At 64.8% G+C, this 13949-nt stretch carries 12 protein-coding genes; 1 reads left to right on the top strand and 11 read right to left on the bottom strand.

Features of this window, described 5'->3' with window-relative positions; genetic code table 11:
• Positions 1–19 precede the first annotated feature (19 nt).
• From VLA65_RS07875 to VLA65_RS07840, 8 genes are all read right to left on the bottom strand, one after another.
• A complete protein-coding gene (locus VLA65_RS07875) occupies positions 20–886 on the bottom strand; it encodes a shikimate dehydrogenase (RefSeq protein ID WP_332602177.1) in 867 nt (288 codons plus the stop codon).
• Positions 883–2565, bottom strand: a complete 1683-nt coding sequence (mltG, locus tag VLA65_RS07870; protein WP_307053989.1) for an endolytic transglycosylase MltG — start codon at positions 2563–2565, stop codon at positions 883–885. The genes VLA65_RS07875 and mltG overlap by 4 nt, the downstream gene beginning before the upstream one ends.
• A complete protein-coding gene (gene ruvX, locus VLA65_RS07865) occupies positions 2565–3152 on the bottom strand; it encodes a Holliday junction resolvase RuvX (RefSeq protein ID WP_059389199.1) in 588 nt (195 codons plus the stop codon). Before ruvX ends, mltG begins: the two co-directional genes overlap by 1 nt.
• Before the next feature lie 2 nt (positions 3153–3154).
• The gene (gene alaS, locus VLA65_RS07860; protein WP_332602176.1) at positions 3155–5833 is read right to left on the bottom strand and encodes an alanine--tRNA ligase; all 2679 of its coding nucleotides are present in this window, start codon (positions 5831–5833) and stop codon (positions 3155–3157) included.
• Positions 5834–5953: 120 nt separating this feature from the next.
• Entirely contained in the window at positions 5954–6166 is a 213-nt protein-coding gene (locus tag VLA65_RS07855) for a hypothetical protein (RefSeq protein ID WP_059389200.1), read from the bottom strand.
• 58 nt (positions 6167–6224) lie between these two features.
• Complete coding sequence (locus VLA65_RS07850; RefSeq protein ID WP_059389201.1) at positions 6225–6599, bottom strand: DUF948 domain-containing protein; 375 nt, start codon at positions 6597–6599, stop codon at positions 6225–6227.
• Positions 6600–6747: 148 nt separating this feature from the next.
• Complete coding sequence (gene rpsD / locus VLA65_RS07845; RefSeq protein ID WP_028267147.1) at positions 6748–7368, bottom strand: 30S ribosomal protein S4; 621 nt, start codon at positions 7366–7368, stop codon at positions 6748–6750.
• A gap of 170 nt (positions 7369–7538) precedes the next feature.
• Positions 7539–9020, bottom strand: a complete 1482-nt coding sequence (locus tag VLA65_RS07840; protein WP_332602175.1) for a replication-associated recombination protein A — start codon at positions 9018–9020, stop codon at positions 7539–7541.
• 41 nt (positions 9021–9061) lie between these two features.
• Between VLA65_RS07840 and VLA65_RS07835 the strand changes: the two genes are divergently transcribed.
• A complete protein-coding gene (locus tag VLA65_RS07835) occupies positions 9062–9739 on the top strand; it encodes an acVLRF1 family peptidyl-tRNA hydrolase (protein ID WP_332602174.1) in 678 nt (225 codons plus the stop codon).
• Positions 9740–9756: 17 nt separating this feature from the next.
• Here the strand turns inward: VLA65_RS07835 and VLA65_RS07830 are convergent, their stop codons facing one another.
• The 3 genes from VLA65_RS07830 to hisS all read right to left on the bottom strand — a co-directional run bounded on the left by VLA65_RS07830 (position 9757) and on the right by hisS (position 13913).
• Complete coding sequence (locus VLA65_RS07830; RefSeq protein ID WP_332602339.1) at positions 9757–10527, bottom strand: GNAT family N-acetyltransferase; 771 nt, start codon at positions 10525–10527, stop codon at positions 9757–9759.
• A gap of 99 nt (positions 10528–10626) precedes the next feature.
• Complete coding sequence (gene aspS / locus VLA65_RS07825) at positions 10627–12417, bottom strand: aspartate--tRNA ligase (RefSeq protein ID WP_306959769.1); 1791 nt, start codon at positions 12415–12417, stop codon at positions 10627–10629.
• Between the two features lie 143 nt (positions 12418–12560).
• Positions 12561–13913 (bottom strand): histidine--tRNA ligase, encoded by a 1353-nt coding sequence (hisS, locus tag VLA65_RS07820; protein ID WP_284989265.1) that lies wholly within the window; start codon positions 13911–13913, stop codon positions 12561–12563.
• Positions 13914–13949: the final 36 nt, after the last annotated feature.

Below are 13949 nucleotides of genomic sequence, written 5' to 3'. Positions count from 1 at the left end.
CTGCCATGTAAGGCCCTTACTAGACCCGCCGGGGAAGCCCGACTGAGTCACACATCACATCTATGACATCGGCGGTGACGTCGGCTCCTGAAAACAAGCGGATTTGCTCCACGGCCTGATAGAGCAACATCTCGAGGCCCGGAACCACCACTCCGCCCCGCGAACGCCATGCTTCGGCAATACGGCTGGGCCAAGGATCGTAGGCCACATCGAGCAGCACACCTGTGCCGACGTCGGGAAGCGTGCCGACGGGAAGCTGCCCAAGCTGCGCCGCAATGCCGTCCGCCGCCCGCGGCGGAAGCGTGGAGATCACCAGATCCGCTCCTGCCATGCCAACAGCCGCTTCGGTCATCGGCCGGAGGTGGATGGAAAGCCCGACGGCGGCTGCCGCGGCTTTCGCCTCGGCGGCCCGCCCGGCGTCGCGCACAAAGACGTCAACGTGTTTCGAGCCGAGCTCCCGGAGCGCCGCAATAGCCGCTGCCGAGGTCCCTCCGCCGCCAAGGACCGCTGAGCCCGGCTGCTCCTTGACTCCTGCATTCCTGACGGCGTCGACTATGCCCGCCACATCCGTGTTGTGGCCGACCCGCCGCACGCCGTACTCAGTCGCTTCGAAAGCCACCGTGTTGATGACGCCCAAGTACGCACCGGCCCCCCGGACCTCGTCGACTTCGTCCACCATGGCGGTCTTGAGGGGCATGGTGACGGACAAACCGCACCAGTCATCCCCGTCCACGAGGCCCGCCATGAAGGCCGGGAGCCGCTCCACCGTTACATCGATCGCCGAGTATTCGATGTCGAGCCCGAGCTTCGCGTAGGCCGCTCGGTGGAGCGCTGGTGACTTCGAGTGGCTGATGGGGTGCCCCAGGACGGCAGCACGTCTACTCACACGCACCGTCCGGCGTTGGCAGCACACCAGGCGTTGTATTGGTCAACGTATTTGAGGTGTTCCGCCAGGGTGCTGGAGAACTTGGTTTCCTTGGTGTCGAGATTGATCGTCACCCAGTAAAGGTAGTTGTTGGCTGTCGGCTTGGCGGCGGCATCGATCGCCGTCTTGCCGGGTGAACCGATGGGGCCGACCGGCAGGCCCACGTTGGCGTAGGTGTTGTAGGGGTTGCCCTTGTCGGCCTTCTGGGCGTCGGTCAGGTGGAAGGTCTTGGTACCCAGGCCGTACGTAACGGTGGCGTCGGACTGGATGAGCCCGTTCGTCTCGGTGTTGCCCGGCTTGAGCCTGTTGTAAATGGCGCCGGCCACGTTGCCGTAATCGGCCTGCCCGCCTTCAGCCTGCACGATGCTGGCCACCGTGATGGTCTGGTACTGCTTGGCGGGATCCGTGACACCCTGGGCCTTGAGCTCGTCGGTAGTGGCCGTGACCAGCTTCTGGAGGATGTCCTTGGCAGAGGTTCCAACGGGGAAACGGTACTCCCCCGGTGCCAGGAAGCCTTCCAGGTTCTTTGCCTGGGCAGGGACGCCAAACTGGGCCGGCGAGTCGCTGAGCGCCTTCAATTCGGAGAGAGGTATGCCCGAACCCTTGGAGATCGCGTCAAGGGATTCACCGATGCGCAATCCGGCACTCAATGCGAAGTACATGACCTTGGAAGAATCCTTGCCGAGGAGCACATTCACCGCATCGGAGTTCTTCATTTCCGTTTTGAAAGTGAAATCACCGGGTGAGAGCTCACCACCGGCGGCAGTGAAGGCTGCCACGAAAGAATCGGCGTCGGCAATGACGTGCTGGCTCTGGAGGTTGCTCGCGACCAGCTTGGGGCCGGAGCCCGGGGCAACCGTGATGGTGACCGAGCCGGTGCCCGGGCCTGGGTAGTCGCTGACCTTGTCCATCCCGAGCAATGGCTTCAGGAACTGTGCACCAACGGCAACCGCTGCGACGAACACCGTGAGGGTGAGCAGGAGCGCGACAAGCCGACGGCGCCTGCGGACTTTCTTCGAGGGGACCTTCGGCGCAGGAGTCGCAGCTGCCATGAGGTCGTGCGCACCGTGCTCCTCGTGGACCCCGTAGTCGAACTGGGGGTCGTGGTGCGCATAACCTTCGTCATGGGCCTGCAGGTCGTGAAACTCGTCATCGTGTGCAACGTCGTAGCTGTGAACAGCGTCGTGCTCGACGACATCGGGGTGGAGAGTATCGTGCCTGACGTCGTCGGGGTGCGCCACGTCGTAGTGCTCGACCTCTGGCTGCACTGTGTCGTCGATGGGGTGCACGGCGTCAACGGGCTGCAGGGGAACTTCAGGCTGCGCCGGGTCAGGGTGCTCCTGCAGGTCCTCTTGGGACCGGACTGCTTCTCCATGGTTACCGTCGCCATGGATACCGTCGTCGTGGAGGTCAGCGGCGTGCGTGGTCGCTTCCGGGGCCGCCGGCGCATAGTCCGGGACGTATGCAGGCTGCGGTTTCGGGACTGCGACAGGTTCAAAGTGGACAGGCACAGGTGGTGGCAACACCTCCTGGTTCTGCGTCTCCAGGAATCGTTCCCTGGCACGGATTTCACGACGCGTCAGAGGCCGGGTACGGTCTTCTGCTGCGTCGTTGGAGGGGTCGTTGTTGACCGGGCTCACTATTGTCTTCCCCTCGTTGGAGAGTGTGGATCAATGCCGGAGGCCGGCAGCGGCGCACTGGCACCGTCAATGTGTTGGGGTGGCATCGGCGCCTGCACGCGCCTGCCCACATCCGCACCTCTGGCTTTTTGCATGTCGATCGCGTGCTGCAGAATTCCGGCAGCGGCAACCTGATCCACCACTTTACGATGATCCTTGCTGCTCATGCCAGCTTCATGGAGATTGCGGTGGGCCGTCACAGTACTGAGCCTCTCGTCCACCATGTTGACTGGAACATCGAGTCCACGGCGCTGCAAGTGGGCTGCCAGCAAGTCCGCGTAGTCCGTGGCCATGGCCGCAGAAGCGTGTTCTTCGCCCTTCATCGTCCGCGGCAGGCCGACGAAGATCTGGACTACGCCGAGCTCATCGGCATGCCGGACAATGACCCCGATATCGGAATTCTTCTTGGCGTCCCGGCTTACCGTCTTGAACGGCGTGGCCAGGATCCCGTCCGGGTCGCAGATGGCGACTCCCACACGGACGGTCCCGACGTCTACCCCCAGTTTGATGCCCCGGGGGTAGTCGTCGTTGCTCGCAATGGCCTCCAAAATCAGCGCTTGGCGATCGCGTCCACAACGGCCGCAAGGGCCGGTGCGATCTTCGCGGCGTCGGTTCCGCCGCCTTGGGCGACGTCGTCCTTGCCGCCACCGCCGCCACCGAGGATTCCTGCGGCCACGCGGACAAGGGCGCCTGCCTTGACGCCCGCTTCACGCGCTGCCTCGTTGGTGGCGATGATGATGACCGGACGATCGTTGCTGACACCGGCCACGGCAACCGTGGAAGCTTCGGAGCCGAGCCGGTTTCGCAGGTTCATGGCGAGGCTGCGGAGGTCGTCCGCTCCCCCGACTTGGCCGGCGTCGTGCGCCACTACCCGGACGCCTGCGGCATCCTGGGCCGTGGCAACGAGGTTCGCAGCGGCTGCGGTCAGCTGTTCCTTGCGGAGGCGGTCGAGTTCCTTTTCCGTTGCCTTGAGCTTGGCCAAGGTGCTGGAGATCCGGTCCGCCAACTGGCCCGACGGGACCTTGAGCATCTCCGTAAGCTCGGTGACCAAGGCTCGCTCAGCTGCGAGGTGCCGGAAGGCGTCGAGGCCGACGAAGGCTTCTACGCGGCGGTTTCCCGAACCCACGGATTGCTCGCCGAGCAGCGACAGGCTCCCGATGAGGGAGGTGTTGGCCACATGGGTGCCACCGCAAAGCTCACGGGACCACGCGCCGTCGATCTCCACGACCCGGACTTCGCTGCCGTAGTTTTCGCCGAAGAGGGCCATGGCGCCCAGGGCCTTTGCCTCGGCGAGGCCCATCACCTTGGTGTCCACCCGGAAGTTATTGCGGATGGCGATGTTCGAGACCTCTTCGATCTCGGACTTCGTGGCCGCGCTCAATCCCTCGCCCCAGGCGAAGTCGAAGCGCAGGTAACCGGCCTTGTTGAAAGAGCCACGCTGGGTGGCTTCCGGGCCGAGGATCTGGTGCAGGGCGGCGTGCACGATGTGGGTGCCCGTGTGGGCCTGCTCGGCGGCGTGGCGGCGTTCGCGGTCGACGGCGGCACGCACCAAAGCGTCCGAGGCGATCTCGCCTTCGCGGACGATAGCCTTGTGGACGCTCAGGCCCTTCACGGGGCGCTGGACGTCGAGGACCTCGACGACGAAGCCGTCACCGGTGATGAGGCCCTTGTCGGCCGACTGGCCACCCGCCTCTGCGTAAAACGGGGTCTCGTTGAGCACGAGCTCGATTTCGTCGCCCGTGGAGGCGTGGGCAACACGCCGGCCCGAGCTCACGATGCCGCGGACCCGGGCCTCGCCTTCCAGTTCGGTGTAGCCGGTGAAGACCGTCTCGCCCTCGGCCAGGAGCTCCTGGAAGGCCGAGACGTCGGCGTGTCCACCCTTCTTGGCCTTGGCATCCGCCTGGGCGCGCTGGCGCTGCTCCAGCATGAGGCTGCGGAATTCGGTTTCGTCAACCTTCAAGCCGGCCTCCTCGGCCATTTCGAGGGTGAGGTCGATCGGGAATCCGTAGGTGTCGTGAAGGGCGAAGGCATCCTCGCCGGACAGCGGCTTCCCGGCGGCCTTGGAGAGCACCACGGCCTCCTCGAGGCGCGCGGTGCCAGAGGCGATGGTGCGCAGGAAGGCTTTTTCTTCGGCGTAGGCGATGCGGCTGATGCGATCGAAGTCGGTCTCCACCACGGGGTAGACACCCTTCATGGCGTCGCGGGAAGCCGGGAGCAATTGCGGCAGGCAGGCTTCTTCGACCCCGAGGAGGCGCATCGCACGGACGGCACGGCGGATCAGCCGGCGCAGGACGTAGCCGCGGCCTTCGTTGGACGGGGACACGCCGTCGGAAATGAGCATGAGGGCCGAACGGATGTGGTCGGCGACGACGCGCATCCGGACGTCGTCCGTGTGGTGCGGGTCGTCAGCGGACTCGGCAGAGGTGTATTCCTTGCCGGAAAGGGCTGCGGCCTTGTCAATGACGGGACGGACCTGGTCCGTTTCGTACATGTTTTCGACGCCCTGCAGGATCATCGCGAGGCGTTCCATGCCGAGGCCGGTATCGATGTTCTTCTTGGGCAGTTCGCCAACGATGTCGAAGTCCACCTTCGAGCGGACGTTCTCGATCTGGTACTGCATGAACACGAGGTTCCAGATTTCGACATAGCGGTTTTCGTCCGCGATGGGACCGCCTTCGGCGCCATAGGCCGGGCCGCGGTCATAGTAGATTTCCGAGCACGGGCCAGCAGGACCAGGCTGCCCGGTGGACCAGTAGTTGTCCGCCTTCCCCATCCTCTGGATGCGCGAGGCAGGGATGCCGGTGTTCTTGAGCCACAAGTCCTGGGCTTCGTCGTCTTCCTCGTAGACGGTCACCCAGAGGCGCTCAACGTCGAGTCCGTAACCGCCGTCGTCGACGCTCTTGGTGAGCAACTCGAAGGCGAACTTGATGGCGTCTTCCTTGAAGTAGTCCCCGAAGGAAAAGTTTCCGCACATCTGGAAGAACGTGCCGTGGCGGGCGGTCTTGCCCACTTCCTCGATATCGCCGGTGCGGATGCACTTCTGGACGCTCGTGGCGCGGTCGAAAGGCGGCTCCTCGCGGGCGGTGAGGTAGGGAATGAAGGGAACCATGCCGGCCACAGTGAAGAGTAGGGAAGGGTCGCTAGATACGAGCGACGCTGAGGGGACGGCTGTGTGGCCCTTGCTGACAAAAAAGTCCACCCAGCGTTTGGTGATCTCCTGCGACTTCATTAGCTGATTACTTACCCTTCTCAATTCACTGCACATGAGTTTGTGCGCGGTTCTGGCATGCGCCATTGCCGCAGCTTCTAATTCTGCCCTGTTGACGGCCGCTTGGGCGAACCGCGGCTGCTAGCGGCTGCCGGCGTCGGACTCTACGATGCCAAGCGCGGCCCTGAGGTCGACTTCGCGTTCATTCATTCCGGCGCGCACGGCGTCGGCGAAGTCGTACACGCCGTCGGCCAGCCGCGCAACGGCACGGTTCAGGCCTTCGGGGCCAATGGCGGCCTGTGCTTGGGTGATCTTGCGGAAGGCGATGACTCCGATTGCCATGCCGATCCCCATCCAGACAATTCTTTTCACAGTTTTCCTGACATACGAAGGTCGTGACTTACGAACGGATTCAGCGGCTGCGGCGGCCACTGCCCGGTTTGCGGCGGGCGGCAAAAGCCGAGCGCACTCCATAGCTGAACGCTGCCACCTTGATGAGCGGCGAACCGACTGTTGCGGCCACCAGCGAGGACAAGGCAGAGATGTTGGCGGAGGCGTCGGAAACGTTGGAGGTGATGCCATCCACCTTTTTCAGCTGCTGGTTGGTGGTGGAAACCGTCGCCGTGACCTCGTCCATCAGGGGGGTCGCTCCGTCGCTCAAGGAACGGATGGAGGTGCGGACCTCATCGAAGACCCGCCCGAGTTTGAGGATCGGCACGGCCAACAGGACTACAAGGAGCGCGAAAACTCCGGCTGCGATCAGGCCTGCAATATCGCCACCAGTCATGGATACTCATCTCCTAGCATTTGTTGCTTTGCCGCTGGTTCGCCATGTGGTTCTACACAGGCACCCCGGCGTGGCTTCCCCAAGTACCTTACATACAAAGAAGCCCGCGGCGCGTGCCACGGGCTTCTTTGTATGTGCTTGCTGGGAATTAGCGAGCGTAGAATTCGACCACGAGCTGCTCTTCGCAGGTCACGGGGACCTCGGAGCGCTTCGGGCGACGAACCAGGCGTGCCTGGAGGGCGTCGATCTTGACGTCCAGGTATGCCGGAACGACGTTCAGGACGTGTGCGCCGGCAGCTGCAACCTGGAACGGAGCCATGACTTCGCTACGGCTGTGAACGTGGATGAGCTGGCCTTCCGCAACGCGGAACGACGGGCGGTCCACGCGGATGCCGTCAACGAGGATGTGGCGGTGCACAACCAGCTGGCGGGCCTGGGCGATGGTGCGGGCGAAGCCGGCACGCAGCACGAGGGCGTCGAGACGCATTTCGAGCAGTTCGATCAGGTTTTCACCGGTCAGGCCCTTGGTGCGACGTGCTTCTTCGAAGGCACGGGTCATCTGGGCTTCGCGGATGCCGTACTGGGCGCGCAGACGCTGCTTTTCGCGCAGACGTACGGCGTAGTCAGAGTCCTGCTTCTTGCGGGCACGGCCATGCTCACCGGGGCCGTACGGACGGCGCTCCATGTACTTGGCGGCCTTGGGAGTCAGAGCGATGCCGAGTGCACGCGAAAGGCGTGCGGTACGGCGAGCACGAGTGTTGTTAGCCACTTGTGTCCTTCCAATATCTGCGGTGTGTCAGTGTTACTGGCCTCCATGAGGGAGAGCATCGGCCAACCGCTGCCTTTTGCTACGGGGCGCAGGGCACAGCATCAAAACCTGGATTTTGATGGATTGTGCGCCCGAGCCTTGCCAGACAAGCATCTAGCCTACCATGACGGCTACTTGCCCCGGATGATCCTGCGCAGCCGCTCAAGCCTCGGAGCAATATCCCGTTCGGCGCCGTTTGCCGTGGGCTCGTAATAGTCCCTGCCGACCAGATCGTCCGGAGCGTACTGCTGGGTGGCAACGCCATGCGGGGCATCGTGGGCATACTTGTAGCCTTGGCCGTGGCCAAGGCCTTTCGCTCCTTGGTAGTGCGCGTCCCGCAAATGCACCGGAATCCCGACCCCCATCCCCGCACGCACATCTGCGATGGCTTTGTTGATGCCCAGGTAGGCGGCATTTGACTTGGGCGCAGTCGCCAGATGCACCACCGCTTCGGCGAGGATGATCCGGCCTTCGGGCATGCCGATCAACTGCACTGCCTGGGCAGCGGCGACGGCGGTCTGCAGCGCCGTCGGATCCGCCATGCCGATGTCCTCGGCGGCCGAAATGACGATCCGGCGGGCCACGAAGCGCGGATCCTCGCCCGCTTCAAGCATGCGGGCCAGATAGTGGAGGGCCGCATCGACGTCGGAACCGCGGATCGACTTGATGAACGCACTGGCGACGTCATAGTGCTGGTCGCCCGCGCGGTCGTATCGGACGGCAGCCACGTCCAGCGCCCGCTCCGTATGGCGGAGTTCGACGACGACCGGAGCCTCGGGGGCGCCGTCACCTGCCAGCCCTTCCTCTTCAGAAGCGTCTTCGGACGCGTCGCCGTCGTCGTGGTTCCTGTCACCGTAGGCGACGCCGGCAGCGGCCTCGAGCGCGGTGAGCGCACGGCGGGCATCGCCCCCGGACAAGCGGACCAGGTGCTCCAAGGCTTCCGGGGTGAGCTCCACTCCTCCTGCCAAGCCGCGGGCATCGGCAACGGCGCGCTGCAGCAGCGCTTCGATGTCGCTATCGGTGAGCGGTTTCAAGGTAAGCAGCAGTGACCTGGAAAGCAGCGGCGAGACCACCGAGAACGAAGGGTTCTCGGTGGTAGCTGCGACCAGGACCACCCAGCGGTTCTCGACGCCGGGAAGCAGGGCGTCCTGCTGGGCTTTGTTGAAGCGGTGGATCTCATCCAGGAACAGCACCGTGGTGGTCCGATAGAGATCCCGGGCAGTCAAGGCATTTTCCATGACCAGGCGGACATCCTTGACGCCCGCGGTAATGGCGGACAATTCGACGAACTTCCGGCCGGGTCCGCGGGCAATGACGTGTGCCAGCGTCGTCTTGCCCGTACCCGGGGGTCCCCACAAGATGACCGAACTCGGGCCGGCAGGACCGGCGGCGTTGGCCCCTGCGGCAAGCTGCCGCAACGGAGACCCCTGGCCCAGCAAATGCTGCTGGCCCACAACGTCGTCGAGAGTCCGGGGCCTCATACGGACAGCCAAAGGGCTCCGCGGCGACGCCGGACGCCCTGTGCCTGCGCGTCCATCGCTGGAACGGTCCGAATCCGCCTGGCTGCCGGCGTCGTCGTCATTGTCCGCGTCGGCACCAAAGAGATCTTCCACATGGATAGGCTACTCATGATTCCAGCGAAGGAGACATCGACGTGGAGACCCGGCCGTCCGGCCCCAACGAAAAGCCGCCGCCAGGGGCGGTGCGCACCGCTTTCATCCCCGGTCCGCGGTTGACCGGCTGGGTGGAGCGCTTCGCCGCGAGCCATGGCGCCGTTAAGGAAGAGCCCGACGACGGCGGCACGCTCCTGCGGGCGGCCGATGGCGCTACCGCTCTACTAAGGGCCCCCTGGCCTGTCGATGGACGGCCCGGGAGGGGCGCAACCGCGGTTGAGCGCCTGGCCTCGCTTGCTTCGCAGGAACGGCGGCTCGGAATCATCCTGGTGCGCCGGGGCGGCTACGCGGTGGGGGTGGTGAGTGGCGGCAAAGTGGCCGCCTCCAAATCGGGCTCACGTTACGTACAATCCCGCTCGGCTGCAGGTGGATCCTCGCAGCAGCGCTTTGCCCGTCGTCGTGAGAACCAGGCCAACGCACTGACGGAAGCGGTGGCCGGTTATGCCGCCGCTGTGTTCGCCGGAGACAGTATTGAATATCTCGTTCTGGGCGGAGACACCGCACTCTCCGCGGCGGTCCTCGAAGAAAAGGCGTTGAAGGAATATTCGTCCCGGGCGAAGCTCGCGTTCCTGACAGTTGCCGACCCCAACGCAACCGTACTTCGCAGGGCTGCGGCAGATGCCTGCGCCGTGCGGATCGACGTCACGGATCCGTTGTAGGAGGGGCGCCGGGCCAGCTAACAGCCCGACAACGCCCGCTGCGGCCGGGCCTGCCGGTAGAGGTACCTGCCGTGCTCTGCGAACCCCGCGCCTTCGTACAGGGCCCGGGCGCCGGTATTCGAGGCCATTACCAGTAGCCAGAACTCGGACACGCCTCGGTGGGCGCCCGCTTCCAGAAGCGCTTCAAGCACCTGCCGCCCGTAGCCACGGCGGCGGTGCTTGGCCGCAGTTGCCATGCAGTAGATGCCTCCCTTGCCTTCCACCAGGGCGAGGCGCCCGACGGCGGCCGGGACGCCGTCGTCGTCCTTCGCGAGAGCGTAGACGGAAGGGCAAGACACCAGAATCCTCCGGGCGATGTCCAGCTCGGCGTCTCCCCCGCGGCCGTCAACGGACCACCACAGCCGGAGCCACTCTTCGGAAGGCTCCTCCGAGATCTCGACGCCGGTTGCCGGGCCACCGGGCAGGGTAGCTGGAAAGGCGCCGCCCGGACGGACCATGATGAGGGTCTCCGACTGCCGGGTGAATCGCTGCGCATCGAGCACACTGTTGAGGCCCGCGCTTCGCTCATCGTCGAAAATCTGGAAGATCAGCGGCAGGCGCCGGGAGCGGTACCACTGCGTGGCGGCCCGTACTGCCGACTCGTGGTCGCTGGCCTGCTCCCTGGGCCAGACCGAGTTTGCCCGCTGTGTCACGCCTCCGGCGGCCCGCATGACCCATCCCCCGGTGTCCTCACGGTCCGGGGCGGGCCATGCCCGGTCCATGAGCTCCTCGATCGATGCAAGGCCCATTTCCTGTGTCACGCGTCCTCCTCGAATTCAGTCGACGACATGCTACGCCGAAGGCCCCCACAATGTGCGAGGGCCTTCGGGCTACTTCTACGGTTCCAGCTACTCCGGCTTGGCTGCCGCTGCCTGCGGCTTGGCTTCAGGCTTGAAGTCGACTCCGGCTTCCTTGCGCTGCTGCGCCGTGATGGGCGCAGGAGCAGCGGTCAGGGGGTCGTAGCCGCCGCCGGACTTCGGGAAAGCGATGACGTCGCGGATCGAGTCCACGCCGGCCAGAAGGGCCACGACCCGGTCCCACCCGAAGGCCATGCCGCCGTGCGGAGGTGCGCCGTACTTGAATCCCTCGAGCAGGAAGCCGAACTTGGTCTGCGCGTCTTCCTTGTCCAGGCCCATGAGCTCGAAAACGCGCTCCTGGACATCGGCCTCGTGGATACGGATGGATCCGCCGCCGATTTCGTTGCCGTTGCACACGATGTCGTAGGCGTACGACAGGGCCGCTTCCGGGTCCTTGTCAAAGGAGTCCAGGAACTCGGGCTTCGGGGAGGTGAAGGCGTGGTGCAGGGCCGTCCACTGTCCGCCACCCACCGCGACGTCGCCGGAAGCGACGGCTGCGGCAGCCGGTTCGAACATCGGGGCGTCCACGATCCAGACGAAAGCCCAGTCCTTGGGATCGATCAGGCCGGTGCGGTGGCCGATCTCGACGCGGGCAGCACCCAGCAAGGCGCGGGATGGTGACTTCTCGCCGGCGGCGAAGAAGATGCAGTCGCCGGGCTTTGCGCCGACGGCGTCAGCCAGGCCGGCACGCTCCGCGTCCGTGAGGTTCTTGGCAACGGGGCCCGTGAGCTCGCCGTCTTCCTTGAACAACACGTAGGCGAGACCCTTGGCGCCACGCTGCTTGGCCCATTCCTGCCAGGCGTCCAGCGCGCGGCGGGCCTGCGAGGCCCCGCCAGGCATGACGACGGCGCCAACGTAGGGCGCCTTGAAGACACCGAAGTTCGTGTCCTTGAAGAACTCCGTCAATTCAGTGAGCTCCAGGCCGAAGCGCAGGTCCGGCTTGTCGGAGCCGTACTTGGCCATCGCCTCGTGGTACGTCATGCGGCGGATCGGCGTCGGGATCTCGACGTCGATCAGCTGCCATAGTGCCTTGACGATGCCTTCGCCGAGCTCAATGATGTCGTCCTGGTCAACGAAGCTGGCTTCGATGTCGAGCTGGGTGAATTCCGGCTGGCGGTCCGCACGGAAGTCTTCGTCGCGGTAGCAACGGGCGATCTGGTAGTACTTTTCGAAACCGCCAACCTGGAGCAGCTGCTTGAAAAGCTGCGGGGACTGCGGAAGCGCATACCAGGAACCCGGTGCCAGACGCGCCGGAACCACGAAGTCGCGGGCGCCTTCCGGCGTCGAGCGCGTCAGCGTGGGAGTCTCGATCTCGACGTAACCCTGCTGGTGAAGCAGCTCGCGGGCCACACGGTTCGCTTCGGAACGCAGGCGCAGGTTCCGGGCGGGGCCGGGGCGGCGCAGGTCAAGGTAACGGTGCTTGAGTCGCGCTTCTTCACCGACCTCCACGTGCTCGTCGATCTGGAACGGAAGGGGATCCGAAGTGTTGAGGATCACCACTTTCTCGGCGATGACCTCGATCTCGCCGGTGGCGAGGTGCGGGTTCTCGTTGCCCTCGGGACGCTTGCTGACGGTGCCCACGATCTGCAGCACGTATTCATTGCGCAGGCCGTGGAAGACCTCTTCCTCGCGGACAACCACCTGGGCGACACCGGACGCGTCACGCAGATCGACGAAGGCCACGCCACCGTGATCTCGGCGGCGGCCTACCCAGCCAGCCAGGGTGACGGTCTGTCCAATGTGCTCGGAACGCAGGGATCCGAGGTCATGTGTGCGCAGCACAGCATTCCTTTCAACATGATTTTCAGGACCATGACAAAACGATCCCGTTCGAGTTTACCCGTATGAACGAAGCGTGGCCCCACCGGGCGCGGCCCGCTCCCGCCCGGGCCCGCGGGCTTTTGCCTTGAGGCGCCGGTTCGTGGCTATCGCGTGGTGATGCGGACGTGGAGATCCTCGGGTGACGGCTCCCAGCTGGCCGGATCCGCGTCGACTTGCTCCCCGGTGCGGATGTCCTTCACTTGGTGCTTGCCGTCGTCGTCCGTGAACCAGACGAAGGGAATGCCGCGTCGGTCGGCGAATTTGATCTGCTTGCCGAACTTCTCGGCCTTCGCCGCAACTTCGGTGGCGATCCCCCGTCCACGCAGCTGGGCCGCCACATCCTGGGCCGCAGACCAGCTGTCGTCGTTGTTCAGCGCCACCAGGACTGCCGTGGGAACCGAGCGCGACGCCGTCGCGAATTCCTGGCTCAGGATGCGGGAGACCAGGCGGGTCACGCCGATCGACAGCCCGACGCCGGGGAACTTGCGGTTGCCCTTGCTGGCGAGGGCGTCGTAGCGGCCGCCGGAGCAAATGGAACCGAGTTGCTCGTGTCCCACCAGGACGGTTTCGACGACCGTACCGGTGTAGTAGTCGAGGCCGCGGGCGATGCTGAGGTCGGCAACAACTTTGCCGGGGGCGCGCTGCACGGCAGCCTCGATGACTTGTTCCAGCTCGCTGAGGCCCTCTTCAAGAAGCTCGTCCGATACGCCAAGCGCACGCACCTGCGCCACGAAGGACGTGTCCTCGGTGCGGATGCTGGCAAGTTTCAAGGCAAGCGCTGCCTGCTCATCCGTGGCGCCAAGCTCGCTCCTGAGCAATTCGGCAACTTTCGCTTCGCCGATCTTTTCGAGCTTGTCGATGCTGCGAAGCACGCCGGCAGTGTCGGTGAGGCCGATACCGCGGTAGAAGCCCTCGGCGAGCTTGCGGTTGTTGATGCGCAGGCGGAAGTCCGGAATGGGAAGGGCGCTCAACGCTTCCGCGATGACGAGGGCGATCTCGACGTCGTAGCGGAAAGGCAGCTCGCCGTCGCCCACGACGTCGATGTCCGCCTGCGTGAACTCGCGGGCGCGGCCCTCCTGGGGCCGCTCCCCCCGCCACACCTTCTGGATCTGGTAGCGGCGGAACGGGAACGCCAGGTAGCCGGCGTTCTCGACGACATAGCGGGCAAACGGCACCGTGAGGTCGAAGTGGAGCGCCAAGGCGTTGGGATCTGCCTTGTCCGACTTTCCGCCTTCGCCGCCGTCCTCGTCTTCCTGCAGCCGGCTCAGTCCGTATACCTCTTTGTCTATCTCGCCCTTGCGGAGAAGCTGGCCGACGGTTTCGACAGCGCGCGTCTCGATGGAAGAGAAGCCGTGGAGTTCAAACGTCTTGCGCAACGTGTCCAGCACATGCAGTTCCACCAACCGTTCCTGGGGAAGCCACTCGGGGAATCCGGACAGGGAGGCGGTACGGGCCATGGTGGAAATTTCTCCTCAATGATTGCGCGGGCCGGA

The organism is Arthrobacter sp. S2(2024) (genome assembly GCF_036662515.1).
Taxonomy (GTDB): domain Bacteria; phylum Actinomycetota; class Actinomycetes; order Actinomycetales; family Micrococcaceae; genus Arthrobacter.
Note: the sequence above shows the minus strand (reverse complement) of the source record. Positions and strands in the feature narration are given on the sequence as shown.